Annotated in this window: 20 protein-coding genes; 8 read left to right on the top strand and 12 right to left on the bottom strand. The window is 69.0% G+C overall.

Annotation, left to right across the window (positions count from 1 at the left end):
• Nucleotides 1-729: a MerR family transcriptional regulator gene (locus OHA18_RS36330; RefSeq protein WP_328999905.1), complete on the top strand. Its 729-nt coding sequence runs from the start codon at nt 1-3 to the stop codon at nt 727-729.
• Here the strand turns inward: OHA18_RS36330 and OHA18_RS36325 are convergent.
• Entirely contained in the window at nt 680-2,236 is a 1,557-nt protein-coding gene (locus OHA18_RS36325; RefSeq protein ID WP_328999904.1) for an adenylate/guanylate cyclase domain-containing protein, read from the bottom strand. The two genes, OHA18_RS36330 and OHA18_RS36325, sit on opposite strands and share 50 nt — an antisense overlap.
• Before the next feature lie 164 nt (nt 2,237-2,400).
• Between OHA18_RS36325 and OHA18_RS36320 the strand changes: the two genes are divergently transcribed.
• Nucleotides 2,401-4,170, top strand: a complete 1,770-nt coding sequence (locus tag OHA18_RS36320; RefSeq protein WP_328999903.1) for a M1 family metallopeptidase — start codon at nt 2,401-2,403, stop codon at nt 4,168-4,170.
• Here the strand turns inward: OHA18_RS36320 and OHA18_RS36315 are convergent, their stop codons facing one another.
• Nucleotides 4,171-5,031, bottom strand: a complete 861-nt coding sequence (locus tag OHA18_RS36315; RefSeq protein ID WP_328999902.1) for a GNAT family N-acetyltransferase — start codon at nt 5,029-5,031, stop codon at nt 4,171-4,173.
• A 106-nt stretch (nt 5,032-5,137) separates the two neighbouring features.
• Here OHA18_RS36315 and OHA18_RS36310 point away from each other — a divergent pair, with 106 nt between their 5' ends.
• Nucleotides 5,138-5,830, top strand: coding sequence for a GntR family transcriptional regulator (locus OHA18_RS36310; protein ID WP_328999901.1), 693 nt, complete (start codon nt 5,138-5,140; stop codon nt 5,828-5,830).
• Here OHA18_RS36310 and OHA18_RS36305 read toward each other — a convergent pair.
• The 7 genes from OHA18_RS36305 to OHA18_RS36275 form a co-directional block, all read right to left on the bottom strand.
• Entirely contained in the window at nt 5,812-7,569 is a 1,758-nt protein-coding gene (locus OHA18_RS36305; protein ID WP_328999900.1) for a gamma-glutamyltransferase family protein, read from the bottom strand. The two genes, OHA18_RS36310 and OHA18_RS36305, sit on opposite strands and share 19 nt — an antisense overlap.
• Nucleotides 7,566-8,549, bottom strand: a complete 984-nt coding sequence (locus OHA18_RS36300) for an ABC transporter ATP-binding protein (protein ID WP_328999899.1) — start codon at nt 8,547-8,549, stop codon at nt 7,566-7,568. Before OHA18_RS36300 ends, OHA18_RS36305 begins: the two co-directional genes overlap by 4 nt.
• Nucleotides 8,549-9,526, bottom strand: a complete 978-nt coding sequence (locus OHA18_RS36295) for an ABC transporter ATP-binding protein (RefSeq protein ID WP_328999898.1) — start codon at nt 9,524-9,526, stop codon at nt 8,549-8,551. Before OHA18_RS36295 ends, OHA18_RS36300 begins: the two co-directional genes overlap by 1 nt.
• Nucleotides 9,523-10,395, bottom strand: a complete 873-nt coding sequence (locus OHA18_RS36290) for an ABC transporter permease (RefSeq protein WP_328999897.1) — start codon at nt 10,393-10,395, stop codon at nt 9,523-9,525. Before OHA18_RS36290 ends, OHA18_RS36295 begins: the two co-directional genes overlap by 4 nt.
• Nucleotides 10,395-11,348: an ABC transporter permease gene (locus OHA18_RS36285; RefSeq protein ID WP_328999896.1), complete on the bottom strand. Its 954-nt coding sequence runs from the start codon at nt 11,346-11,348 to the stop codon at nt 10,395-10,397. Before OHA18_RS36285 ends, OHA18_RS36290 begins: the two co-directional genes overlap by 1 nt.
• Nucleotides 11,345-13,039 carry an ABC transporter substrate-binding protein gene (locus OHA18_RS36280; RefSeq protein WP_328999895.1) on the bottom strand — a complete coding sequence of 565 codons (1,695 nt, stop codon included), beginning with the start codon at nt 13,037-13,039 and terminating at the stop codon, nt 11,345-11,347. Before OHA18_RS36280 ends, OHA18_RS36285 begins: the two co-directional genes overlap by 4 nt.
• Before the next feature lie 180 nt (nt 13,040-13,219).
• Complete coding sequence (locus OHA18_RS36275) at nt 13,220-13,720, bottom strand: GNAT family N-acetyltransferase (RefSeq protein ID WP_328999894.1); 501 nt, start codon at nt 13,718-13,720, stop codon at nt 13,220-13,222.
• A gap of 336 nt (nt 13,721-14,056) precedes the next feature.
• Between OHA18_RS36275 and OHA18_RS36270 the strand changes: the two genes are divergently transcribed.
• Nucleotides 14,057-14,614 carry a DUF4232 domain-containing protein gene (locus tag OHA18_RS36270; protein WP_328999893.1) on the top strand — a complete coding sequence of 186 codons (558 nt, stop codon included), beginning with the start codon at nt 14,057-14,059 and terminating at the stop codon, nt 14,612-14,614.
• Between the two features lie 33 nt (nt 14,615-14,647).
• Here OHA18_RS36270 and OHA18_RS36265 read toward each other — a convergent pair whose 3' ends face one another.
• The 3 genes from OHA18_RS36265 to OHA18_RS36255 all read right to left on the bottom strand — a co-directional run bounded on the left by OHA18_RS36265 (nt 14,648) and on the right by OHA18_RS36255 (nt 20,540).
• Complete coding sequence (locus OHA18_RS36265; RefSeq protein WP_328999892.1) at nt 14,648-15,808, bottom strand: SWIM zinc finger family protein; 1,161 nt, start codon at nt 15,806-15,808, stop codon at nt 14,648-14,650.
• Between the two features lie 37 nt (nt 15,809-15,845).
• On the bottom strand, nt 15,846-18,218 hold the full coding sequence (locus OHA18_RS36260; RefSeq protein ID WP_442914432.1) for a DEAD/DEAH box helicase: 2,373 nt from the start codon (nt 18,216-18,218) through the stop codon (nt 15,846-15,848).
• Nucleotides 18,219-18,668: 450 nt separating this feature from the next.
• Complete coding sequence (locus OHA18_RS36255) at nt 18,669-20,540, bottom strand: ABC transporter ATP-binding protein (RefSeq protein WP_329006195.1); 1,872 nt, start codon at nt 20,538-20,540, stop codon at nt 18,669-18,671.
• 165 nt (nt 20,541-20,705) lie between these two features.
• On the opposite strand from OHA18_RS36255, the gene OHA18_RS36250 reads away from it, so the two are divergent.
• Genes OHA18_RS36250 through OHA18_RS36235 form a run of 4 tightly spaced genes read left to right on the top strand, consistent with a single transcriptional unit; the run spans nt 20,706 to nt 26,045 of the window.
• Nucleotides 20,706-21,476: a TetR/AcrR family transcriptional regulator gene (locus tag OHA18_RS36250; protein WP_328999889.1), complete on the top strand. Its 771-nt coding sequence runs from the start codon at nt 20,706-20,708 to the stop codon at nt 21,474-21,476.
• 41 nt (nt 21,477-21,517) lie between these two features.
• Nucleotides 21,518-22,189: a TetR/AcrR family transcriptional regulator gene (locus tag OHA18_RS36245; protein WP_328999888.1), complete on the top strand. Its 672-nt coding sequence runs from the start codon at nt 21,518-21,520 to the stop codon at nt 22,187-22,189.
• On the top strand, nt 22,189-23,922 hold the full coding sequence (locus OHA18_RS36240; protein ID WP_328999887.1) for an ABC transporter ATP-binding protein: 1,734 nt from the start codon (nt 22,189-22,191) through the stop codon (nt 23,920-23,922). Before OHA18_RS36245 ends, OHA18_RS36240 begins: the two co-directional genes overlap by 1 nt.
• Complete coding sequence (locus tag OHA18_RS36235; protein ID WP_442914351.1) at nt 23,919-26,045, top strand: ABC transporter ATP-binding protein; 2,127 nt, start codon at nt 23,919-23,921, stop codon at nt 26,043-26,045. Before OHA18_RS36240 ends, OHA18_RS36235 begins: the two co-directional genes overlap by 4 nt.
• Nucleotides 26,046-26,082: the final 37 nt, after the last annotated feature.

Below are 26,082 nucleotides of genomic sequence, written 5' to 3'. Positions count from 1 at the left end.
ATGGGGCTCCGGCCGGTTGATCTGGCGCGCCGGGCGGGGGTGTCGACCCAGCTCGTCCGCAACTACGAGGCGGCCGGGATCCTGCCGCCGGCACCGCGGTCGGACACCGGCTACCGGCAGTACGGTCCGGAGCACGTCTCCGCGCTGCTGACGTATCGTGCGCTCGCGCCCGGCTTCGGCGCGGAGACCGCCACCGAGATCATGCGCTCCGTGCACGACGGCGACGAAGCGCTCGCGTACCGGCTCGTCGACGCAGCCCATGCCGCGCTGCACGAACAGCGGCTCGCGACCGATGCCGCCAGCGAGGCACTGGCCGCGTTGGCCGCTGAGCAGGTCGACGAGTTCACCGGCCCGTCGTTGCTGGTGGGGGAGTTGGCGCACCGCCTCGGCATCCGTACGTCGGCACTGCGGGTGTGGGAGGCGGCCGGGCTGCTGGCGCCGACGCGAGAGCCAGGCACGAAGTACCGGCGGTACGGCCCCGAGCAGGTCCGCGACGCACGCATCATCCATATGCTCCGGCAGGGCCGGTACTACTTCGAGCAGATCAAGCCGGTCCTCGACGGTCTACGCAGGACGGGCAGCACCGACGCGCTGCGTACCGCGATCGCTGAGCGCCGAGCCGCGCACGACCGCCAGACCAAGGCGATGCTGTACGGCGCTGCGCTGCTGCATCAACTCATCAGTCAGGGACAGCAAGCCGAGTCGGCACCGACCGCCCCCGCACAGTGATCTGCTCGGCCGTCCGCCACTGATCGGCCTCGGCGGGCGCCGACTGGTCCACTGCTTCCATCGAAGCGATCAATCGCCCGGGGGCGGACTTGGCGAGCTCGCTCAGCCGCGCTGCCTCGTTCACCGGATCCCCGATCACGGTGTACTCGTGCCGCCGGACGTCGCCGACCGTGCCGGCCACCACGATCCCGGCCGTGACGCCGATCCCGGCGATTGCCTCCGGCAACTCCTCGTCCAGCCGGCGGGCCAGCTCCCGCCCGGCGCTCAACGCGCTCCCGGCCGGGTCCGGCAGCTCGGCCGGCGCCCCGAAGATCGCCAGCGCCGCATCACCGGCGAACTTGTTCACGAACCCACCCTGCCGGTCCACCTCGTCGACGACGATCGCGAAGAACCGGTTGAGCAGCTGCACGACCTCGGTCGGCGGCCGGTTCATCGCGAGCTCGGTCGATCCGACCAGGTCGACGAACAGCACCGCGACGTACCGCTCCTCGCCGCCGAGCCGGTCGCTGGACAGTGCCTCCTGCACGACACCGGGGCCGACGTACCGGCCGAACACGTCCCGGATCCGCTCGCGGTCCCGCAGTCCCTCGGCCATCCGGTTGAACCCGGCCTGCAACGAACCCAGCTCCGTACCGTCGAAGACCGGGATGGTCACGTCGAGCCGCCCGTCACCGATCAGGCTCAGCGCGTCCCGCACCGACCGGACCGGCGCAACGACCGACCGGGCCGACAGCATCGTGAGCAGCCAGCCGTTGCCGAGCGCCACGATGCCCAGGGCAAGGATCACGACCGACAACCGGGTCGAGGTGACGTCCCCTTCGATCAGCGCGAGTACGGCGGCGAGCATCAGGCCGGCCACCGGTACGCCGGAGCCGACCGCCCAGAAGAACACCGTCCGCGCCTTCAACCCCGCTGCCAGCAGCCGTCGCGGCGGCGGCGAATCTGCCAGCGCCCGCGCCGCCACGGGGCGGAGCGCGAACTCGGTGAGCAGATACGAGACCGAACAGGTCACGACCGCGCCGTCGATGACCGTCAGGGTGACGCGCAGCGCGTTCTCCGGCTGCATGATGACGGTCATCACGGTGAACACCACGGCGGCGACCAGCCAGAGCAGCACCTCGATGAGCGTGAGCCGGAGTGGCAGTTGCAGGGTGGCGATCTGCTCCCGGGGAGAGGCCGGCCGCTCGAGCTCCACCCAGCGGGTCACGCGTCGGGTCAGCCGGGTGCTCCAGACGCAGCCGACGGCCATCGCCAGCACGAAGTACGCCGGGATGATGATCGCGTCGGCGACCTGGAGCTGGTCGACGAGCGACGGGCCGGGGAGCACGAAGACGGCCAGCACGAACACGACCAGGGCACCGATCAGGTTGGTGCCGATCGAGAACGTGGTCATCAGGACCTGCAGGCGGAACCGCAGCCGCCGGGTGCTCTGGTCGGCCGGGCCGAGCAGCCAGGATCCGAACGGCCGCCGCTTCAGCACCAGCTCCGGACTTCCCTGGGACATCATGGTCACAGTCTGCTAGGAAGCACCCCGGTTCCCGCAACCGGTATCCCGCCGATGTCAGGACCGAACCGGGGTTTTGGCACGTTGGTGCGGATGGCCCAGATTGGCCGTCCGATCGGGCTTCTCCGTGGGTACTGTTCCCCGGACGCCTCACTCGGGGAGCTTCCGTGACGCACGATCGCCACTCCTACGCCGAACCTGACCTGGTTCGGACCACCCATCTCGAGCTCGACCTCGCGCTCGACTTCGACGAGAAGGTGCTGGCCGGTACGGCCTCGCACACGCTCGCCTGGACCGATGCTGCCGACGACCGGCTCGTTCTCGACACTCGCGACCTCACCGTGCTGGAGGTCGAGGGTCAGACGGCCGACGGCTGGGAGCCTCTCGAGTACAGCCTCGCCGCTCCGGACAAGGAGCTCGGCGCGGCGCTGACGGTCCGGACGTCGAGGCACCCGCGGGTCAGGGTGAAGTATCGGACCGCGCCGACGGCCACCGGTCTGCAGTGGCTGGAGCCGGCGATGACGGCCGGTGGCGTGATGCCGTTCATGTTCAGCCAGTCGCAGGCGATCCACGCGCGCAGCTGGGTGCCGGTGCAGGACACGCCGAGCGTGCGGTTCAGCTACGCCGCCCACGTGACCGCGCCGCCCGAGCTGATGGTGCTGATGAGCGCCGACAACGGTACGACGTCGCGCCGGACAGGCTCGTACGACGTGGTGATGCCCGAGCCGATCCCGTCGTATCTGCTGGCGATCGCCGCGGGCGACCTGGTGTTCGAGCCGCTCGGCGTGCGGTCCGGGGTGTGGGCGGAGCCGGCCACGGTCCGGCAGGCGGCGACCGAGTTCTCCGACACCGAGGAGATGATGCGGGTCACCGAGGAGCTGTTCGGCCCGTACCGCTGGGGCCGGTACGACCTGCTCGTGCTGCCGCCGTCCTTCCCGTACGGCGGGATGGAGAACCCGCGGATGACGTTCGCGACGCCGACCGTGGTGATCGGCGACAAGTCGCTGGTCAGCGTGATCGCGCACGAGCTCGCGCACAGCTGGTCGGGCAACCTGGTCACGCAGGACAGCTGGGACGACATCTGGCTGAACGAGGGCTTCACGTCGTACGTCGAGAACCGGATCGTCGAGGCCGTCTACGGGACCGAGTTCGCGCTGATGGAGACCGCCATCAAGCAGCACGCGACCGTGGTGAAGCTGGACCCGTTGACGCCGGCCGAACTGGCGGTCGAGCTTCCGGGTCTGCACCACCGCTCGGAGTACCACGGCAAGACCTCGACCGGGCCGCTGAAGGGGTCGTGGTTCCTGTCCTGGCTGGAGGAGCGGTTCTCGCGGGAGGTGTTCGATCCGTTCCTGCGCGGGTACTTCGACCGGTTCGCGTTCCGCAGCATCAACACCGACAACTTCGTCGAGCACCTGCGGGAGCACCTGCTCTCAGAGCACCCGGATGTGGTGACCGACGACGAGCTGGCGGCCTGGTTGTACGAGCCGGGCATCCCGGCGTTCGCGGAGCGGGCGGTGTCGCCGCGGTTCCAGGTGGTTGACGAGGCGCGTGCGCTCTGGCTGAAGACGGGTGAGCTGCCGCTCGGCGCTGGGCAGTGGACGACGCAGGAGTGGTTGCGGTTCCTGGACGCGGCTCCCGACGTACTGAGCCCGCTGCTGTTGCAGCAGCTGGATCGTGCCTTCGGCCTGACCGGCACCGCGAACGGCGAGATCGCGCGGCGTTGGTACCAGATCGTCGCGGCGAGCAGCTATGAGGCGGCGTACGCGGAGATGGCCGAGTTCCTCACCAAGGTCGGCCGGATGAAGCTGGTCCTCCCGGTGTACCAGGCCCTGGCCGGCACCGACCGGGCCTTCGCCGCCGAGGTCTTCGCCAAGGCCCGCCCGGGCTACCACCCCATCACCACGGCCGCCGTGCAGCGCATCCTCGGCCAGTAGTCAGAGGTCGAGTTTGCGGCGGTGGGTCTGGTAACCGGGCTGGTAGCCCAGGTGGGCGTTGGTTCGGCGCATCGCGGTGTTGGTGTCGACAGTGTCCGTGAGGAGACCGTCGAGGTCGGGGAAGCGGTGGCGGGTCTCGCGGATCTGGGCGGCCTTCATCCACAGGGCCAGACCGCGGCCACGGTGTGCGGGCAGCACGGCAGTGCCGTAATGCTGCCCATCGCCCTTTCCATCACCTGGTACGACGACCTCGGTGAAGCCGACGATCTGATCTGTCTCGTCGAGGGCGGCGACGACAGAGAGGTGGTCGCCGCGCTGTGCGATCACCTCGGCCGCGTGCCGGGTCCGCTCGACGTCCCAGACGTCCACGCTGGTCGAGATGGTGCCCGTCGGCGCATCGTTCATCCCGGTCCGCGCGTCGGTGAACGACTGCACCAGCTCGTCCGGCACGACGCCCTCCCAGGAGATCAACCGGTACCCCGGTACCTCCGGTACGTCGGGAACCGCGGCGGACAGATCGAACCGGGTGTAGATGAGCGTCAGTCCGATGCCGAAGCCGTGATGCTGGAGGAACTTGTCGCCGTCGGACTCGACCCCGACGTCGGTGAGCAACGTGCGAACCTCGTGGTCGCGCGCCCCGGTGACGACCGCGTCGAGCAGCTGCGACCCGATACCGCGGCGGCGTTCGGCCGGGTGCACGGTCAGCTCGAACTCGGCGAGCTGCGAGTAGTTGTCGCGGCTGTCGAGCCGGAGGAACGCGGACCCGACCGGGGTGCCGTCGGCCTCCGCGGCGAGCCACGCGATCCGGCGACTGAACGGGCGGTGGTCGGGATCGGTCAGGGGAATCAGTCTGATGCTCAAGCCGTCAACATAACGCGCTTGCGGGATCACGTGCCGCCGGTCGGCCGATCGGCTACCGTGGCGCGCAGGTCAGAGCGGGGAGAGGCGAACGGGGAGAGGAGCCAGGGTGGAGCAGCTGGACGGGGAGGCCGCGCGCGACCAGGTCGTACGCACGATCGGTGCCGATCACGTCGCTCTGCGCGAGCAGGTGCTCGCGGAACTGCGCCGGCGGATCATCGACGGCGACTACAGCCAGGGGGAGCGGCTGACCGAAACCCGGCTCGCGGACGACTTCGGAGTGTCGCGGAACCCGGTGCGTGAGGCGCTGCGCGTGGTCGAGGCCGAGGGCTTCGTGCAGATCCTGCCTCGCCGCGGCGCGGTGGTGGCGACCCTCGACGAGACCGCGGTCCGCGATCTGTTCGCCGTCCGGGAGCAGCTCGAGACGCTCGCGGCCGGACTCGCCGCGGAGCGCGTGACGGCCGACGGGATCGCCACGCTGCGCCGCCTGATCGACGATGCCAACAAGGCCACCGAGGCCGAGGACTTCGACCGCGTCGCGGAGCTGAACAGTGCGTTCCACCGGGCCGTGATCGAGGTCAGCGAGAACCGCTGGCTGCACTCGATCTCGGCCGCGATGTACTACCACGTCCACTGGGTGTTCCGGGTCGGCGCCGCACAGCGTGCACCGCACTCGTCGGAGGAGCACGTCCGGCTCGTCGACGCGATCGAAGCGGGCGATGCGGCCGCCGCCAGCACGGCCGCCCGCCTACACGTCGAGGCGGCCGCGAAGGCGGCGTTCGGTCAGCGGCCGACCGCGTAGCCCTGCATGCCGCGGGGGTTGGCCGCGGCGGCAAGCACCCCGTCGGCTTCCTTCCGTACGGCGCAGAGCCGGCCGAGGCTCCACGCATCGGCGTCGGTGAGGACGTGTCCACGTCGTACCAGCTCGTCGCGGGTGCTCTTGCCGACGCGGGTCTCGATCACCAACCCGCCCGGCTCGGTGGCGCGCGGGTAGAACGACGACGGGAAGCCGTTGGTGTGCCACGCCGGCGCGTCGATCGCCTCTTGCAGGTCCATCCCGGCGCCGAGGTGCCGGAGCAGGAACAGCAACTGCCACTGGTCCTGCTGGTCGCCACCCGGTGATCCACAGGCCATCAGTGGTTCGCCGTCACGAAGTACGAGGGTCGGGGTGAGCGTGGTGCGCGGCCGCTTGCCCGGAGCGAGCGAGGCCGGCAGACCCTCCTCGAGCCAGAACATCTGCGCCCGGCTGCCGAGACAGAATCCCAGCTCCGGGATCGTCGGCGAGGACTGCAGCCAGCCACCGCTCGGCGTCGCGGAGATCATGTTGCCCCACTTGTCGACCACGTCGACGTGACACGTGTCGCCGCGGGTGGCACCACCGGAGGACACCGTCGGCTCACCGGTCGTGGCATCGCCCGTTTCGTTGCCCACAGCAAACGATGGGAGCACCGGCGCACGGCCGTCCGGGTGTCCGGGCCGCAGGTCCAGCGATGCGTCCGGCCCGATCAGCTTCGCCCGCTCGGCGGCGTACTCGGGGGAGAGGAGCGTGTCCAGCGGTACGTCGGCGCCGTCGCCGTACCAGGCCTCGCGGTCCGCGTACGACAGCTTCATCACCTCCACCGTCGTGTGCACGCCCTCGGCGCTGTCCAGGTCGACGTCACCGAGAGCCGCGAGTACGGCGAGGGACTGCAGCATGCCCGGGCCCTGACCCCACGGACCGGTCTTCGCGACCGTGTACCCGTTCCAGTCGTACGTCGCCGGGTCCTCCCAGGTCGCCTCGAACGCGGCCAGGTCGTCGCCGGTGATCAGCCCGGCGTGGTCCTCGCCGCTCGAGTCGCGGTGCGGCAGCCGGGAGAACTTGTCGATCGCCTCCGCGACGAACCCTTCCCGCCACGTCTTCCGCGCCTGCTCGATCTGCGCCAGCCGGTCCGCGCCGGCCGCCTCGCCTTCGACGACGAGCTTCTCGAGCGTCGCGGCGTACGCCTCGTTGCTGAACCGTCCGGTGACGGGCCGGCCGTCCTTGAGCCAGAGCGCGGCCGACGTCTGCCAGTGGTTCTCGAACAGGTCCTGCACGGTGCTGATCGTGTCGGCGACCCGCGGCACCAGCGGGTGACCGTTGCGTGCGTACTCGATGGCTGACTCCAGTACGACGCGCAGCGGCAGGGTGCCGTGGTCGCGCAGGAGGAGCAGCCAGGCGTCGACCGCACCGGGGACTGTCGCCGCGAGCGGACCCGAGCCGGGCACGAGCGTCAGGCCGAGGGAGCGGTAGTGCTCGATCGTGGCACCGGCCGGCGCCACGCCTTGGCCGCACAGCACGCGCGGGGCGGGGTCGTCGGCGGTCGCGATGATCGCCGGCACCTCACCGCCAGGCCCGTTGAGGTGCGGCTCGACCACATGCAGCACGAACCCGGCCGCGGCGCCCGCGTCGAACGCGTTCCCGCCGAGCTCGAGGATCCGCATCGCCGACTGCGACGCCAGCCAATGCGTGGACGAAACCATCCCGAACGTGCCCCGCAGCGTGGGCCGGGTGGTGAACGTCATCGGGCAACTCCTTCAGTTGGTCGTACGTCGGGTCCGGTTCCGTCGTCGTTGACGAGGTGGCAGGCCACCTGGTGTCCAGCCTCTCCGATCGTGCGCTGTTCCGGCACGACTGTCCGGCATTTGTCCACCGCGACCGGACATCTGGTGTGGAAGCGGCACCCGGGCGGCGGGTCGATCGCGGAGGGCAGGTCATCGCCGAGCAGCACGGGCCGTCGGGCGCGCTGCTCGGCCGGATCGGGTACGGGCGCCGCCGACAGCAGCGCCTGCGTGTACGGATGGGACGGCTTCCCGAAGATGCGGGCGCGTGGTCCCTGCTCGACGAGCTGGCCGAGGTACATCACGGCGACCTCGTCGGCGAGGTACTCGACCGCGGACAGATCGTGTGTGATGAACAGACAGGCGAACCCGAGGTCACGCTGCAGATCGGCGAGGAGATTCAGCACGGACGCCTGCACCGACACGTCGAGTGCGCTGGTCGGCTCGTCCGCGACGAGCAGGCGCGGCTCCGAGATCAGTGCGCGGGCGATGCTGACGCGCTGACGCTGACCGCCGGACAGCTCGTGCGGTGCGCGCTGGGCGACCTCCGGCCGCAGCCCGACGCGGCGCAGCGCCTCGCTGACCTTGGCAGGAATGCCTTTCCGGTGCATCAGCCGGAGCGGCTCGCCGACGATGTCGCCGACGGACAATCGCGGATCCAGCGAGCCGGCCGGGTCCTGGAAGACGATCGAGACATTGCGTCGGTGCGGGCGGAGCTGCCGGCGGCTCAGGTGCGTGACATCGACGCCTGCCAGCCGGACGGTTCCCTCGGTGGGCTCAAGCAGTCGCACGATGCAGCGGCCGACGGTCGACTTGCCGCTACCGCTCTCGCCGACCAGCGCGACCACAGAACCTTGGTTGATCCGGAGCGTGACGCCGTCGACCGCGCGCACCGGACCGAAGTGCATGACGAGGTCCTCCACCTCCAGGGCGAGGGATTCCATCAGACCTCCACGGCTTCTCGGACCGGGTGCCAGCAGGCAACGCGATGTGCGCCGGCGGTGAGCTCGGGCTGCGACGTCGTACAGGTATCGCTGGCCCGGGAGCAGCGGTCGGCGAAGGTGCAGGCGTCGGGCTGCTCGGACAGGACCGGCACCAATCCAGGGATCTCGCTGAGCCGGTCGGTTCCGGCATGCCGGCCGGCAGCCGGTGACGCACCGAGCAGTCCGACCGTGTACGGGTGCTGGGGCCTCGCGAAGATGTCGTGTACCTCCGCGGTCTCGACGACGCGGCCCGCGTACATCACGGCGACCCGATCGGCGAGGTCCGCGACGACGCCGAGGTCGTGGGTGATCAGGACGATGCTCGTCCCGAGTCGTTCGCGCAGCTCCCGCAGTACGTCGAGGATGCCGGCCTGGATGGTGACGTCGAGCGCCGTGGTGGGCTCGTCCGCGATCAGGACCTTCGGGTCGCAGGCGACGGCCATCGCGATCATCACCCGCTGACGCATGCCGCCGGAGAGCTGGTGCGGGTAGTCGTTGACCCGGCGTTCCGCGGACGGGATGCCGACGAGTTTGAGCAACTCGATCGCGCGGTCGCGAGCGGCCTGGCGAGAGACTCCGACGTGAGTACGCAGTACTTCGCTGATCTGGTAGCCGACGGTGAAGACCGGGTTCAGCGAGGTCATCGGCTCCTGGAAGATGTACGCGACCTCCCGCCCGCGGATCGAGCGGAGCGTGCGCTTGTCGGCGCCGATCAGCTCGGTGCCGTCGAGCCGGACCGAGCCTTCGACGGTCGCGGTGCGGGGGAGCAGCCCGGCGATGCTCATCGCGGTGACGCTCTTGCCGCAGCCGGATTCACCGACGATCGCGAGGACTTCGCCGTCGCCGACCTCGAGGCTGACGTGGTCGACCGCGGACAGCGGCCCGTCCTCGGTCCGGAACGTGACGGACAGATCCTGCACTGCGAGTATGGGTTTCATCGACGGCTCGCCTTCGGGTCGAGGGCGTCGCGGAGGCTGTCGCCGACGATGTTGAACGCCAGGGTCAGCAACATGATCGCGACGCCGGGCATCACTGCGGCCCAGGGCGCCCGGGACGCGAACTGCTGCGCGTCGGCGAGCATCGTGCCCAGGCTCGGCGCCGGCGGCTGGATGCCCAGGCCGAGGAACGACAGCACCGCCTCACCGAGGATCGCGGCCGGAATGCCGACGGTGGCCTGCACGATGACCGCCGAACCGGCGTTCGGCAGGATGTGCCGGCCGAGCACCCAGGCGTCGCCGGCGCCCTCGACGATCGCGGCGGCGACGAAGTCGAGCGACTTCAGCCGCAGCGTCTCCGAGCGGACGATCCGGATCATGCCGGGAATCTGCGCGATGCCGATCGCGATCGCCGCGTTGCCGAGGCTCGCGCCGCGGATCGCGGCCAGCCCGACCGCGAGGATCAGGAACGGGAACGCCAGCACCAGGTCGGTGAGCCGCGAGATCAGCGCGTCGACGGTGCGGAAATAGCCGGCGATCAGACCGAGCGGTACGCCGATCACCAGCGAGAACGCGACCGCGAGAATGCCGACGTGCAGCGACGCGCGCAGACCGAACATGATCCGGGACAGGACATCGCGACCGAGGTCGTCGGTGCCGAGCAGGTACCCGGCTGTCCCCGGCGGAGCGAATGCGTTGTCGAGTTGGGTCTGGGTCGGTTCGTGCGGCGCCAGCCAGTTCGCGAAGACCGCAAGGATGACCGCGATCGCGAGTACCGCGAGTCCGGTCAGTGCGAGCGGGTTGCGGAACACCCGGCGTACCACTCGGCTGCTGTTGCTGCGCGGGGCAACGACCGCCTCGGCGACTGCCATCAGGATTCACCTCGCACGCGGATTCTCGGGTCGATGACGGAGTACAGTAGGTCGACCAGCAGGTTGATCACGATGTACGCCGTCGCGGTGACGAGGACGACCGCCTGGATCACCGGGTAGTCGCGCTGGAACACGGCGTCGACGGTGAGCTTGCCGAACCCGGGCAGCGCGAAGATCCGCTCGGTGACGACGGCGCCGGAGATCAGCGCGCCGAGTTGGAGGCCGACGATCGTGACGACGACGATCAGACTGTTGCGGAGGGCATGCTTTCCGATCACCGCCCTGGGGGAGAGGCCTTTGGCTTCCGCCGTCCGGATGTAGTCGGCGCCCAGCGCGTCGAGCATCGATGATCTGGTCTGGCGCATGATCACGGCCGCCAGACCGGTGCCGAGGATCAGTGCGGGCAGGATCAGGTGGTGCAGGTTGTCGATCGGGTTGGTGAAGAACGGGACGAAACCGGAGGCGGGAAAGAGGCCGAGGGCAACGGACAGGTACAGGATCGCCATCAGTCCGAGCCAGAAGTGCGGCACGGACAACCCGAGCAACGCCAGGGCGTTCGCGGCCCACTCGGCCGGGCGCCCACGCCGTACCGCGGCCACGACTCCGGTGCCGACCCCGACCACGCCGGCGATCAGGATCGCCAGCACCGACAACTCGATCGTCACCGGCAACGCGCTGAGGATCATCCCCCGGACCGGCGCGCCGGTCCGGATCGACTGCCCGAGGTCACCGCGCGCAGCGTGACTGACGAACTGCCAGAACTGCACCAGCCACGACTGGTCGAGCCCGTACTGCTGCCGGATCGCTCGCAACGACTCCGGATCGCGATCCTCTCCGGCCAGGGCCAGCGCCGGATCGCCCGGCAACGCCCGTACTCCGACGAACACCACGATCGTCGCGAGTACGAGCGTCACCAGGCTCTGCCACAGCCGGTTGAGGAGGTACCGCCTCACTTGGCGAACCCTGCGAAGGCCGTTCGGATCACGCCGTCCGGGTAGACCTGGATGCCGAGCAGCTTCTTGGAGACACCGGTGAGGTTGCGCTGGCGGTACATGTAGATGATCGGGTCGTCCTGCTGGAGCTTGGTGACGACTTCGCCGTACAGCTTGACCCGCTCGGCCTGGTCGGTCGACTGACGGGCGTCGGTGAGGAGCTTGTCGACGTCCGGGCTGCTGTAGCCGGAGACGTTCTGGCTACCGGTCGTGCCGACGAAGTTGAAGATGTTGGCGTCCGGGTCGACGCGGCCGGACCACCCGAGCTGCAGCAGCTCGAAGTCACCACGGTCCTGCTGGTCGAGCAGTGCGGCGTACTCGACCGGCTTGATCACCAGGTCGAATCCACCCTCCTTCACCATCCCCTGCAACGCCTGCGCGAGCCGCAAGCTGTCCGGGTTGTTCGAGGTCACCATCTCGACCTTGTACGGCGTCGTCACGCCCGCGTCGGCGAGCAACTGCTTGGCCTTCGCCGGATCGTGCGCCGGGCAGACCTGCGCCGCGTCCGAGGTGAACTCGCTCTTCGGTGAGACCGGCGAGCAGGCAACGGTGTTCAGCCCGCCGAACAGCGACTTCACCAACGCGTCGCGGTCGATCGACAGGGCCAGCGCCTGCCGGACCCGCGGGTCCTTCGCGATCGGGGTGCCGAGCGACTTGAGCGGGTTGCCAATGCCGTTCGCGTTGCCGATGTTGATCGTCAGGCCCTGGTACCCGAGCGACTGCGACTGCAACACGCTCACGCTGTCGTCCTTCTGCAGCGCCGGCGTGTCCTGCGTCGACAACGAGTCCGCGACCTGGGCGTCGCCAGACTTCAGGTTCGCCGAGCGGATGCTGGAGTCGGTGATGATCCGGTACTCGATCGCGTCGAGGTGCACCTTCGCGGCGTCGTAGTACTGCGGGTCCTTGACCACCTTGATCGAGTTCTGCGCGACCCGGCTGGCGAACTTGAACGGGCCGACGCAGACCGGCGCGTTGGAGAAGTTTGCCCCGAGCTTCGCGACCGCGGCCGGGCTGAGCACCATGCCGGCCCGGTCGGCCAGCGCGGCAGTCAGCGGCGCGAACGGCTTCGACAGCTTGATCACCACGGTCTTCGGGTCGGGCGTCTCGATCGACGTGATCGGGCCGAGCTCGCTCTTGCGCGCCGAACCGGCCAGCGTGAGGCCCCGGTTCAGCGAGATCTTCACCGCGTTCGAGTCGAACGTGCCGCCGTCAGCGAACTTCACGCCCTGCTTCAGCGGGATCGTCAGGCTGAGGCCGTCGGCCGAGATCGTCGGGAGCGCGGTGGCGAGCTGCGGCACGACCTTCGCGTCCGGCCCGAGATCGTACAGCTTCTCGCACATGGTGTGGAAGACGTACCGCGAGTACAGGCTGCGTGACAGCGTCGGGTCGAGCTTGTCGGGATCGGCGGACAGGGCAACGGTCAGCGTCCCGCCCTGCTTGACCTGCGCGGCGTCGGCGGGCTCGCCGAACACGTCCTGCCCGGCCGGGGCCTGGCTGCCGCCGCTGCTGTTGCTGTTGCCGGCGGGCTCGACCGGCGAGCAGGCCGTCCCGACCAGGGCCAGCGCGATGACGGCAGCGCCGATCCCAGCCGCTTGCCGGCGGCGGTTACTCAAGGTGAAACGGTTCAGCGACAGCGGAAGTCGACGGGTCATCACGTGCTCCTGAGTAGGCGGTTCTGTCGACTGTTTCATGTATACAAGGCAGGTGCGCAAGTGATTCGGCGAGTTTGGCTGAACCTTTTACGACCGCTCGCCGTACTCGCACTGGAACGTTCGACGCCGACGACTGCACGGGCCGCCGGAGGCTGTCGCACGGCCTCCGGCGGCCCGGTTTCAGACGGTGACGGGGTAGGAGAGGTCTCCGGCCGGTACGGCGTACCCGTCGAAGGCGAGCGCCATCAGATGCGGGCCGTCGTACTGCGGGTGATGGACACCGAACGTGGTCGCCTGCCGGAAGCCGAAGCGCGGGTAGTAGTCCGCGTGGCCGAGCACGACGACGGTTCCTTCGCCCCGATCACGTCCCGTGGCCAGCGCGGCCCGGACCGCCGCGCTGCCCGCACCTTGCTGCTGGTACTCCGGCAGCACGGCGACCGGCCCGAGCGAGAGCACCGGGCTGTCGCCGATGTGGCAGCGGGTCAGGAGCGCGTAGGCGACCGGCTCGTCGGCCGGGGTGGTCGCAACGATCAGCAGGCCGGGAATCCAGGCGACCGGGTCGGCGCGGTGTGTGTCGAGGAAGTCGACCTCGAACTGCTTGCCGAACGCCTGCCGGGTGATGTCACGGACGGTCTCGATGTCGGACGGCGTCTCGACACGGGTGTTCCAGGTGATGGACAACGTGGTCCCTTTCGAAGATCAGTGGATGAGTTGAGTGACCGAGTGGGCTGCCGGACGTACGGCAGCCGGGGATGGCGCGGTCATCAACTCACCTCCTCCTTCGAAGTCGCGATCAACTTTAGCTGGGTGCGAGGCGTCAATCATCCTGAATTCGTCAGCTGAACAAGGGGAGCTTCAGTGAACGTTGTCTGCGGGAACCGTAAGAGTCGGGGCAGCTGGAGAAGGTACGCCCTCGTGGCCGGCGCGGTCGCCGCACTCCTGACAACCGCCGCGTGCGGGTCAGCAAATGCGTCGGACGGGAGCAAGCCCACGGACCAGCAGAGTGCCACGACCTCGGTGAGCGCGACGACCTCGCCGACGGCACCGGCCTCGAGCCCGACGTCGACCAGCCCGGGCTCGACGATCCCGGCGAAATCGACTGCGAAGCCGTCGAAGCTGCCCACCGACGACGCCGGCGTCGACCTGTGCACCATGGCGGACCTGACCTTCACCGTCACGAACTACGACGCGCCGGGCGAAGACGTGCGCCACCTCATGCTGGTGGCCATGAACAAGGGAGCCAAGAAGTGTGACGTCCAGGGCTATCCGGAGGTCACACTGGGCGGCGCCAAGAGTTATGCGCCGGTCAAGGAGGCGACCAACTCCGGCGAGGCACTCACCCTCGCTCCCGGCGAGAAGGCGTACGCCGGCGTGCTCGCCACCGGCGGCCAGATGGACACCTATACGGTCAAGTTCATCACCGTCGGCCTCGGCAGCCCCGGCGGCGAGGCGGAGCCGGAACCGGCGGTCAAGGTGAAGATGCCGGTCACTTCCTTCGAGGCGGACGACGGCCAGGGCGTCACGTACTGGGCAGGCACCGAGGGCCTCGCCATGCGCCCGGTCACCCAGTCCTGACCGACCACTCCGGCCATACCGGCCGCACCACTGTCACCACTCGATGACCAGCGGATCCTTGGACGGCGTGCCGGCCGGGATCCAGGTCTCGTCGACGAGCCGGTACGGGTGCCAGTGGCCGTCGCGGTCGAGGCGGAGCTGGGTGTCTGCGCCGATCGTCAGCTGGTTGCGGGCGGTGGTGATGGCCAGGTCGTCGTCTGCTGCGAGCAGCTCGGTCCGGGCCCGGTTGAGCTCGGCCGGGTTGGGTGTCCAGGTGTGCTCGAATACGTCGAGTCCGGGCCTGCCGCCGTACCGCCAGGCTTGGATGCCGAGGGCAAGGTCTCGTCCCGTTGCCTCGGTCAACGGTTCGGTGAGGCCGGGGAAGTCGGCGGCCAGGCGGATGCTGTCCTGCCAATCATCGAGCGGTTGCGGTTCGCGGGTCCCGTGGAGGAGCGCGTTGAGGATGGCTCGTGCCCGGCGGGCGGCGTCGAGGACGAGAAGCTGGAGGACCGCCGGCCCGAAGCCCTCCGGCGGCTCGATGCCCGTGACCGCGAGCTCGTCGACGCTGACCTTCCCGGGCAGCTCCGGTACGTCGGGCAGCTCGGCGGCTGTGGTGGCGAGAACGTCGGCCACCGGAACGCCGGCCTCGGTCGGACGGGTCGCCGACAGCTGAAGCTCGTCGAGGAGCGTCTCGCGAGTGCGACCGCGCAGCAGCAACAGCACGAACGGGTCGGCGTCGAGGAGCCACGCGACCTGGTAGCACAGAGCGGCCGCATGCTGGCAGGGCAGCTCCCACGCGTCGCACGTACAGCTCGGGTCGAGATCGCCGATGCCCGGCAACAGCGTGACGCCCGCATCGGCAGCGGCCTCGACCAGGTCGTGCGGCATCTCGCCGTCCAGCAGCGCCGCAATGTGGCCGGCCCGCGCCGCGACCTCCGCCTGGAACCGGCGCCAGTCGTCGGCGCTGAGCTCGTCGACGCGTACGACGGATTCGTAGGTGTCATCGGGTGAGTACACCGTGGCCGCGATCCGTCCCGGGCTGATGGTGATCGTGCCGACCTGACCGGAGTTCGCGTACCGGCGGCCTCTGCGCAATTGGTCGTTGTCGAGCGACGTGTCCTCCATCGCCTGCACCCATGCCCGCGCCCACCACGACCGTCCACGAGTGCTCCGGTGCTGAGCGGCGTACGCCGGGAATCCTCGAACGTCGCTCACGACACACCTCCACCGGCACGCTCGACCATCGGTGGGGTCATCGCGCACCACCTCGCAGCTCGACCAGGTTGGCCAGCTCGGTGTCGGACAACTCGGTCAACGCCGCCTCCCCGCCGGACAGCACTGCCTCGGCCAGCTCTCGTTTGGCGGCGAGCATGGCGGCGATCCGGTCCTCGATGGTGCCTTCGGCAATCAATCGGTGGACCTGCACGGGCCGGGTCTGCCCGATCCGGTACGCCCGGTCGGTCGCCTGATCCTCGACCGCCGGATTCCACCAGCGGTCGTAGTGGACGACGTGATCGGCCCGGGTCAGGTTGAGGCCGGTGCCGGCCGCCTTCAGCGAGAGCAGGAAGACGGTGACCTCGCCCGCCTGGAACCGATCGACCATCGCCTCGCGCTGCGCGACCGGCGTGCCGCCGTGCAGGAGCTGAGTGGGTATGCCGCGTTCGCCGAGGTGGCGCTCGAGCAGGCGCGCCATGGCGACGTACTGCGTGAAGACGAGCACCGCACCGTCCTCCGCAACGATCGTCTCCAGCAGTTCGTCGAGGAGCTCGAGTTTCCCGGACCGGCCGGTGAGTCGTGCGCTGTCGCCCTCCTTCAAGTACTGCGCCGGGTGGTTGCAGATCTGCTTCAGCCCGGTGAGCAGCTTCACGATCAGGCCACGTCGTGCCATCTGGTTGCTGGACCGGACCTCGGCCATCAGCTCGCGAACAGTTGCCTCGTACAACACAACCTGCTCCCGGGTGAGCGAGACCGGCTGGTCGGTCTCGGTCTTGGGCGGGAGCTCCGGTGCGATCCCCGGATCCGACTTCTTCCGCCGGAGCAGGAACGGGCGGACCAGTTTCGCGAGCCGGGCCGCGACCTCCTCGTCCTTATCGGCTTCGATCGGCGCGGCCCACTGGTTGCGGAACGATCCGAGGCGGCCGAGCAACCCGGGCGTCGTCCAGTCGAGGATCGCCCACAGCTCGGACAGGTTGTTCTCGACCGGTGTGCCGGTCAGCGCGACCCGCGCTCGGCCCGGCACGGTGCGCAGCGCCTTCGCCGTACCGGACGATGGGTTCTTCACATGCTGCGCCTCGTCGGCGACGACCAGCCCCCATCGATGCTCGGCCAGCCGTACGGCGTCACGCCGCAACGTGCCGTACGTCGTCAGCACGAAACCGTCCTGTGCATCGTCGAGCGAACGCGACGTCCCGTGGAACCGCCGCACCGCCGTACCGGGGGCGAACCGCTGGACCTCGCGCTCCCAGTTGCCGAGGAGCGATGCCGGGCAGACGACCAGCGTCGGACCGGCGGTGCCGGCGGACTGCTGCCGGTGGAGGTGGAGCGAGATGAGCGTGATCGTCTTGCCCAGACCCATGTCGTCGGCGAGGCAACCGCCGAACCCGAGCGACGTCATCCGGGCGAGCCAGCGCAGACCGCGGAGCTGGTAGTCGCGCAGTGTGGCCTGCAGCGCGGCCGGCGCGTCGACGGACTCGTCGGCGCGATCCGGATCGGCGATCCGGGCGCGGAGATCCTCCAGCCACTTGGTCGGGGTGACGGTGATCTGCCGGCCGTCGATCTCGGTGGTTCCGGTGAGGGCGGCGCCGAGGGCATCGATCGCGGTGACGGGTTTGAGGATGCGTTCGCGGGCCTTGCGGGCGAGCTCGGGATCGATCAGCATCCACTGGTCGCGCAGCCGGACCACCGGGCGGGTGGCTTCCGCGAGCTGGTCGAGCTCGGCCTCGGTCAGTGGATCGTCGCCGACCGCGACCTGCCAGCTGAAGTCGAGCGTGTGGTCGCCGCCGAAGAAACCTGGGAGGTCGCTGGGTGGTCCGTCCGCTGAGGTGATCGCGGCGCGTGCGGTGAGCGCTCGGCCGAGACTGCGCGGCCAATGCAGATCCACCCCGGCCGCGGTCAACCGCTGCGCCGACCCGGCGAGCAAGCCGGCGACGTCTTCGTCCGAGAGTTCCATACCGTTTGGTACGGCGGAGTCCAGCAGCCTGTTGAGCGGTGCCCAAACCCGCGCGGCCCGACGGATGGCCAGCGTCGCGTCGATCCGGGCCCGCGGTCCGAACCCGGCGACGTCGTCAGCCCAGACATCGTCCGCGTCTCGCACCAGCGTCGGGTCGTTCAGGCTGTGCAGTTGAACGACAGCGCTGAACGCGAGCGAGTCGGCCACCTCGATCCGCAACGAGATCCGCACCCCGGTGTCGAGCCCCGCCGACACCTCATCCGCCCACCCACGCAACCGCTCAGCCCGCTGAGGCGCCTTGGCAGCGAACAAGTTGGTCTGATGCGCCTTCCCAGCGGCCGGCGACCGAGGCATCCCATCAGCCACCGCATCAAGAAACCCCCGCAACAACTCCTCAGCCACCGGCAACCGCACACCGTCTGCGTCCAGCGGGACCGCCCTGGCTGACGCCGGCATGGCTTCAGCCAGAGAGAGAACTCGGGTGACGTCGTCCGCGTCGAGGGGTCCGACCCGCCAGGCGTCGTGGCCGGCGGGGGAGACGCCCGGCAGGAGCTTGCCGCGAGCAACCAACTGGAGCGCCACCAGCGAGGCCCCACCCCAGAACGCCGCCGACGGATGCGCCCCCGCAGCCCGCCGCATCCGCCCGAGAATCGGCACCGCCTCCGCGACAGGCAACTCGATCGCCCGCACCACCCGCGTGCCGGCATCGGACCGAACCTCGGTCATGAGCTGTAGGTCGACGTGGTTGCCGATGCCTAGGGGGAGGTCGCCGTCTGAGGGGTCCCAGAAGGCGACTGTGCTGGCGCGTGGTGGATCTGCCGGCCGGAAGACCACCGCGTAGCCGGCCAGTTCTTGCCCCGTATCCACCAACCCGACAACCTCCTAGCCGATTTCACTGCGAACACGTCAGACCGGGACAGCGTCTGCCCCAGGTTGGTCGAACTGCGTGCGGTACAGCTCCTCGTACCGACCGCCGGCCGCGAGCAGCTCCGCGTGCCGGCCGCGCTCCACGATCCGCCCGGCCTCGATCACGAGGATCTGATCGGCGGCGCGGATCGTCGACAACCGGTGCGCGATCACCACCGCCGTCCGACCAGCCAGCGCTTCCGTCAGCGCCGCCTGCACCGCTGCCTCGTTCGTCGAGTCGAGCGCCGCGGTCGCCTCGTCGAGGATCACGACCCGCGGGTGCGCGAGCAGCAGCCGCGCGATCGTCAGCCGCTGCCGCTCCCCACCGGACAGCCGATACCCACGCTCACCGACGACCGTGTCGAGCTGGTCGGGCAACGATCGGATCAGGTCACCCAACCGGGCCCGCTCCAGCGAGTCCCACAGGTCCGCCTCGGAGGCCTCGGGCCGCGCGAGCAGCAGGTTCTCCCGGATCGAGTCGTGGAACAGGTGGCCGTCCTGCGTCACCATGCCGAGCGTCTCCCGCAACGACTCCGCCGACACGTCCCGTACGTCGGCGCCGGCGAGCTTCACCGCACCCGAATCCACGTCGTACAGCCGGGGGATGAGCTGCGCGATCGTCGACTTGCCGGCACCGGACGACCCGACGAGCGCGATCATCTGCCCCGGCTCGGCCCGGAACGAGACGTCGTGCAACACCTCGACGCCGCCGCGCGTATCCAGCTTCGCGACCTCTTCGAGGGAGGCCAACGAGACCTTGTCCGCCGACGGGTACGCGAAGCTCACCCCCGCGAACTCCACCGCGACCGGCCCCTCGGGCACGCGACCCGCGTCCGGCTTGTCCTTGATCAGCGGCTCGAGATCCAGCACCTCGAAGACCCGCTCGAAGCTCACCAGCGCTGTCATCACCTCGAGGCGCGCACTCGCCAACGCGGTCAGCGGTGAGTACAACCGGGTCAGCAGCAGCGCCATCGACACGACCGCACCCGCATCGAGCTGATCCCGGAGCGCGTAGAACCCGCCGAGCCCGTAGACAACAGCCAAGGCAAGCGCCGACACCAACGTCAACGCGGTCACGAAGATCCACTGCACCATCGCCGTCCGTACGCCGATGTCGCGCACGCGCCGCGCCCGGATCGCGAACTCCAAAGACTCGCGCGCCGGCCGACCGAACAGCTTCACCAGCGTCGCACCCGGCGCCGAGAACCGCTCGGTCATCTGGGTGCTCATCGTCGCGTTGTAGTTTGCCGCCTCGCGCTGCAGACCGGCCAGCCGCGCCCCGAACCGGCGCGCCGGGATCACGAAGATCGGCAGGAGGATCAGCGCGAGCAGGGTGATCTGCCACGACACCCCGAGCATCACGACCAGCGTCAGCACCAGCATCACCAGATTGCTGACGACGCCCGACAGGGTGTCGCTGAACGCCCGCTGCGCCCCGATCACGTCGTTGTTCAGCCGGGACACCAGCGCGCCGGTCCGCGTCCGGGTGAAGAACGCGATCGGCATCTTCTGGATGTGGTCGAACACCGCCGTCCGCAGATCGAGGATCAGACCCTCACCGATGCTGGCGGACAGCCAACGGGTGAACAGGCCGAGCCCCGCTTCCGCGACCGCGATCACCGCGATCAGCACTGCCAGCTGCAGCACGACGCTGAACGCCTTGCCGCCGACGATCGCGTCGACCACCTTCCCGGCCAGAACCGGGGTGGCGACGGCGAGCACGGCCGCGCCGATGCTGAGCACCAGGAAGGCAAGCAGCTGCTTCCGGTGCGGCCGGGCGAAGGCGAGGATGCGTTTCATCGTGGCCCGCGAGAACGGGCGTTTGTCGTCCTGGGCGTGCATCGCGTGGTACATCGAGTTCCACGCAGTCATCTCCATGCTCACAGCAGTGATCTCCAGGCTCGGCTGAATCGATCGATCGGGACCGTCGATGATTCCGTGCGCCACCGACAAAACCTGACGCTAGAACCTCGACAAAGGTCGAGGTCAACTGCGTACACTGTACGAAGTATAACCGATCCGAGAAGACCGACGCACATGAATCAGGAGTACAGCGGCAGCGGCGACCCGGCGAAGAGCCTCGAACTGCTCTGGCGCCGCCGACCGCGACCGACCCGCGGTCCGAAGCCGGCCCTGACCGTCGACCAGATCGTCACGGCGGCGCTGAAGGTGGCCGACGCCGATGGCCTGGCCGCGATGTCGATGCGCCGGGTCGCCGACGAGCTCGGCGTCGGCGCGATGACGCTGTACCGCTACTTCCCGGGCAAGGGCGAGCTGCTCGACGTCATGCTCGACACCGTGTACGGCGAGTTGCCGCGACGCGACGTACCGGGGGAGTGGCGGGCCAAGCTCGAGGAGGTCGCCCGCGAGAACCGCGAGCTCTACCTGCGGCACCCGTGGATGCTCCAGGTCGCGATCAGCCGCCCGCCGCTCGGCCCCAATGTGATGGCGAAGTACGAATGGGAGCTGACCGCGGTCGAGGGGATCGGGTTGACCGACGTCGAGATGGACTCGACCGTCGCGCTGGTCAACGGTTACGTGCACGGCGCCGTCCGTACGGCGATCGAATCGCGGCAGGTGATCCTGCGATCCGGTATGACGGACAAGGAGTGGTGGCTGGCGCACGTGCCGCACCTGGATCAGATCAGCGACCTGGCGAAGTTCCCGCTGGCGGGGCGGGTCGGGACCGCGGTCGGGAATGAGTTCGACGCCCCGTACGATGTCGATCACGCGTTCGAATACGGTCTGGAGCGGCTGCTGGACGGCGTGTCCGCGCTGGTGGTGAAGCGGTCTGCGCCGGAAGGGTGAATGTAGTTGTGAGTGAGTACTCACTCAGTTACCTTTGATCCGTGACACCACGAGCGACGCCACTGCCACCCGAGGAGCGACGCGCGGCCATCGTCGAGGCCGCGCTGCCGTTGCTCGAGGAGTTCGGGGCCGAGGTCAGCACCAAGCAGATCGCCGAAGCGGCGGGGATCGCCGAGGGGACGATCTTCCGCGCCTTCGGCAGCAAGGACGCGCTGATCGAGGCCGCGATGGCCACCGTGTTCGACACCTCCGACATGATCCGGGCGCTCGAGCGGGTCGACCGTTCACTGCCGTTGCGTGAGCGCACCGTCGCCGCGGTCGAGATCGGCCAGAAGCGGTTGCGCGGCGTGTTCAAACTGCTGTTCGCCCTGCGGATCCGCCGGCCACCGGAGTTCAAGCACTCCACGCCGATGGACGAGGCCCGGCGGCAGCGGCTGTCGGACCTGGCCAACGCCGCGTTCGCGGACCTGCTCCGGCCGGACGCGGACCAGTTGCGGGTCCCACCCGAAGAGGTGGTCCGGATGATCGGGCTGCTGACCTTCTCCGCCACCCACCCAATGATTTCCGCCGGCCACGTGCTGACCGCCGAAGAGATCGTCGACTTCGCCTTCGACGGTCTCCGCAAGCGCGAGACAGATCAGCCGCCGGCCCCGGAGGGCATCGTCGAGTACGCGCTCGGCGGCGCCCGCCATCACGACTCTGGGGATGATTGATGTTACTTCGTGTCTTGCGTACGCACCTGCGTCCGTACGCGGGAAACCTGTCCTTGGTGGTGGTCCTGCAGTTGGTCGGGACGATCGCCTCCCTCTACCTGCCCACTCTCAACGCCGACATCATCGACAACGGCGTGGCCAAGGGCGACACCGGCTACATCGTGAGCACCGGTGGCTGGATGCTCGCGGTCAGCCTGGTGCAGATCCTCTGCACGATCACGGCGGTGTACTTCGGCGCGAAGACGGCCGCCCTGTTCGGTCGGGACGTCCGCGCGGCCGTCTTCCACCGGGTCGGTGAGTTCTCCGCCCGCGAGGTGAACCAGTTCGGCGCGCCGACGCTCATCTCCCGCAGCACCAACGACGTACAGCAGATCCAGATGCTCGTCGTGATGACCACGACGATGCTGGTCGCTGCGCCGATCACGATGATCGGCGGCGTGATCATGGCGGTCCGCCAGGACGTCGGCCTGTCCTGGCTGGTGGCCGTCGCCGTACCGCTGCTGGCCGCCTGCGTCGGGTTCATCGCGAGCCGGATGGTCCCGCAGTTCCGGAAGATGCAGAAGAACATCGACGGGGTGAACCGGGTGCTGCGCGAGCAGATCACCGGTATCCGGGTGGTCCGGGCGTTCGTCCGCGAGCCGCACGAGGTCGAGCGCTTCGGCGAGGCCAACCAGAACCTCACCGACACGGCGATCAAGGCCGGCCGGCTGATGGCGCTGATCTTCCCGACCGTGATGCTGATCCTGAACCTGTCGAGCGTGGCGGTGCTGTGGTTCGGCGCCTCCCGGATCGAGGACGGGACGATGCAGGTCGGCGCACTGACCGCGTTCCTGAGCTACCTGATCCAGATCCTGTTCTCGGTGATGATGGGCGTGTTCGTGATGATCATGGTGCCGCGCGCGTCGGTCTGCGCGGACCGGATCTCCGAGGTGCTCGACACCGAGTCGTCGGTGCGGCCGCCGGTCACGCCGATCAAAACCTTCACCGGTCGCGGCCAGCTGGTGTTCGAGCACGCCTCGTTCAAGTACCCGGGTGCGGCCGAGCCGGTGCTGCACGACATCAGCCTGGTCGCCTCGCCGGGGCAGACGACTGCGATCATCGGCAGTACGGGCGCCGGTAAGACAACGCTGCTGTCGCTGGTGCCGCGGTTGTTCGACGCGACCGAGGGGCGGGTCCTCGTCGACGGCATCGACGTACGGGAGATCGAGCCCGAGGCGTTGTGGGAGCGGATCGGCCTGGTGCCGCAACGTCCGTACCTGTTCTCCGGGACGATCGCCAGCAACCTGCGGTACGGCAACCCGGACGCGACCGACGAGGAGCTCTGGCAAGCGCTGGAGATTGCCCAGGGCAAGGACTTCGTCGAGGCGATGGCGGAAGGACTCGAGGCGCCGATCGCGCAAGGCGGCACGAACGTGTCCGGCGGCCAGCGGCAGCGGCTCGCGATCGCGCGGGCGCTGGTCCGCAAGCCCGAGATCTACCTGTTCGACGACTCGTTCTCGGCGCTCGACCTGGCGACGGACGCCCGGCTGCGGGCAGCGTTGCGGCCGGTCACCCGGGAGGCTTGTGTGGTCGTCGTCGCGCAGCGGGTGTCGACGATCATCGACGCCGACCAGATCGTGGTGATCGAGGACGGCGCGATCGTCGGCCGGGGCACCCATGACGAGTTGCTCGACACCTGCCCGACGTACGTCGAGATCGTCGAGTCCCAGCGTTCCGCGGAGGAGGCGGCATGAGCGAGGAACAGAAGCCGTCCCAGAACGGACAGGCACCCAACGGACAGGCATCCACCGGACAGGCGCCGAACGGCCAGGCACCGGAGGCCGCGGCGTCGAACGGGCAGGCTCCGAAGGCTGTGAAGGCGACGGAGCGGCCGACGACCGGTCGCGGATTCGGCCCGCCGGGAGGCATCCCGGGGGACAAGTCGATGAACTTCCTGCCGTCGGCGAAGCGGCTGCTCGGGCGGTTGCGGCCGCAGCGGGTGAAGGTGGCCGGCGTCGTACTGCTGGCGATCTGCAGCGTCGGCCTGTCGGTGCTCGGACCGAAGATCCTCGGCCGGGCGACCGACATCATCTTCGCCGGTGCCATCGGCAAGCATCTGCCGAGCGGGATGACCAAAGCACAGGTGATCGAGCAGACGCGGGCCTCCGGCAACGGCCGGCTGGCCGACCTGCTGCAGGGGATCGACCTCATCCCAGGTGTCGGCATCGACTTCGATGCCCTGCGCAACGTCCTGCTCCTGGTGCTCGCCCTGTACGCCGGTGCGTTCTTCCTGTCCTGGGCACAGGGCTACATCCTGAACGGCGTGGTGCAGCGGACGATCCTGGCCCTGCGCAAGGACGTCGAGGACAAGCTGAACCGGCTGCCGTTGAGCTACTTCGACGGCGCCCCGCGTGGTGAGCTGCTCAGCCGGGTGACGAACGACATCGACAACATCTCGACCAGCCTGCAGCAGACACTGAGCCAGCTGCTCACCTCGCTGCTGACGGTGATCGGGGTGATCACGCTGATGTTCGTGATCTCGCCGGTGCTGGCGCTGATCGCGCTCGTCACGATCCCGATCACGATGGTTCTGACCGCGGCGATCGCCAAGCGCTCCCAGGTCAGGTTCATCGCCCAGTGGCGCCACACCGGCGCCTTGAACGGGCAGATCGAGGAGGCGTTCACCGGGCACGAGCTGGTCAAGGTCTTCGGCCGGCAGAAGGAGATCGAGGCGGAGTTCGCGAAGAAGAACGACGAGCTGTTCCAGGCCGCGTTCGGGGCGCAGTTCATCTCCGGGCTGATCATGCCGGTGATGATGTTCATCGGGAACCTGAACTACGTGGTCATCGCGGTCCTCGGCGGTCTGCGGGTCGCGTCGGGCACGATGTCGCTGGGTGACGTCCAAGCGTTCATCCAGTACTCGCGGCAGTTCACCCAGCCGCTGACGCAGGTCGCCTCGATGGCGAACCTGCTGCAGTCGGGCGTGGCGTCGGCCGAGCGCGTGTTCGAAGTCCTGGACGCCAAGGAGCAGATCCCGGACGACGCGACGCCGGAGAAGGTCACCGATTCGCGTGGGCGGGTCGAGTTCGAGCACGTGTCGTTCTCGTACGACCCCGACAAGCCGCTGATCACCGACCTGAGCCTGGTCGCGGAGCCTGGGCAGACGGTCGCGATCGTCGGCCCGACCGGCGCCGGCAAGACGACGCTGGTCAACCTGATCATGCGGTTCTACGAGCTGAACGGCGGCCGGATCACGCTCGACGGTGTCGACATCACCGAGCTCACCCGGCACGACCTGCGCTCGCGGATCGGCATGGTGCTGCAGGACACCTGGCTGTTCGGCGGCACGATCCGGGACAACCTCCTGTACGGCAACCTGAAGGCCACCGAGGAGGACATGCTGGCCGCGGCCAAGGCGACGTACGTCGACCGCTTCGTGCACAGCCTGCCCGACGGGTACGACACGGTGATCGACGAGGAGGGCAGCAACGTCAGCGCCGGTGAGAAGCAGCTCCTCACCATCGCCCGCGCGTTCCTGGCCGACCCGCAGTTGCTCATCCTGGACGAGGCCACCAGCTCGGTCGACACCCGCACGGAGGTCCTGGTCCAACGCGCCATGGCCGCCCTGCGCTCCGACCGGACCAGCTTCGTCATCGCCCACCGCCTGTCCACCATCCGCGACGCCGACCTGATCCTGGTCATGGAGAACGGCGCAATCGTCGAGCAGGGCAACCACGACGAACTCCTCGCCCTCGACGGCGCCTACTCCCGCCTCTACAACGCCCAGTTCAGCGGCGCCGTAGTAGACATCGACGAAGAAGCCGCCGCCATCGCGGCCCCCGTCGCCACCCCAGCCGGCCGCCCAATGGCCCGCTGACCACCACACAGCAGAAGAGGGCGCCCACAAAGCGCCC

Origin of the sequence: Kribbella sp. NBC_00709 (genome assembly GCF_036226565.1) — a bacterium.
Lineage (GTDB): Bacteria > Actinomycetota > Actinomycetes > Propionibacteriales > Kribbellaceae > Kribbella.
Note: the sequence above shows the minus strand (reverse complement) of the source record. Positions and strands in the feature narration are given on the sequence as shown.

Bases quoted from the DNA above. Each gene is read 5' to 3' on its own strand.
- OHA18_RS36330 (WP_328999905.1), top strand. From the start codon at position 1: ATGGGGCTCCGGCCGGTTGATCTGGCGCGCCGGGCGGGGGTGTCGACC.
- OHA18_RS36325 (WP_328999904.1), bottom strand. From the start codon at position 2,236: ATGATGTCCCAGGGAAGTCCGGAGCTGGTGCTGAAGCGGCGGCCGTTC.
- OHA18_RS36305 (WP_328999900.1), bottom strand. From the start codon at position 7,569: ATGACGTTCACCACCCGGCCCACGCTGCGGGGCACGTTCGGGATGGTT.
- OHA18_RS36300 (WP_328999899.1), bottom strand. From the start codon at position 8,549: ATGGAATCCCTCGCCCTGGAGGTGGAGGACCTCGTCATGCACTTCGGT.
- OHA18_RS36295 (WP_328999898.1), bottom strand. From the start codon at position 9,526: ATGAAACCCATACTCGCAGTGCAGGATCTGTCCGTCACGTTCCGGACC.
- OHA18_RS36290 (WP_328999897.1), bottom strand. From the start codon at position 10,395: ATGGCAGTCGCCGAGGCGGTCGTTGCCCCGCGCAGCAACAGCAGCCGA.
- OHA18_RS36280 (WP_328999895.1), bottom strand. From the start codon at position 13,039: ATGACCCGTCGACTTCCGCTGTCGCTGAACCGTTTCACCTTGAGTAAC.
- OHA18_RS36260 (WP_442914432.1), bottom strand. From the start codon at position 18,218: ATGCCGGCGTCAGCCAGGGCGGTCCCGCTGGACGCAGACGGTGTGCGG.
- OHA18_RS36255 (WP_329006195.1), bottom strand. From the start codon at position 20,540: ATGACTGCGTGGAACTCGATGTACCACGCGATGCACGCCCAGGACGAC.
- OHA18_RS36250 (WP_328999889.1), top strand. From the start codon at position 20,706: ATGAATCAGGAGTACAGCGGCAGCGGCGACCCGGCGAAGAGCCTCGAA.
- OHA18_RS36240 (WP_328999887.1), top strand. From the start codon at position 22,189: ATGTTACTTCGTGTCTTGCGTACGCACCTGCGTCCGTACGCGGGAAAC.
- OHA18_RS36235 (WP_442914351.1), top strand. From the start codon at position 23,919: ATGAGCGAGGAACAGAAGCCGTCCCAGAACGGACAGGCACCCAACGGA.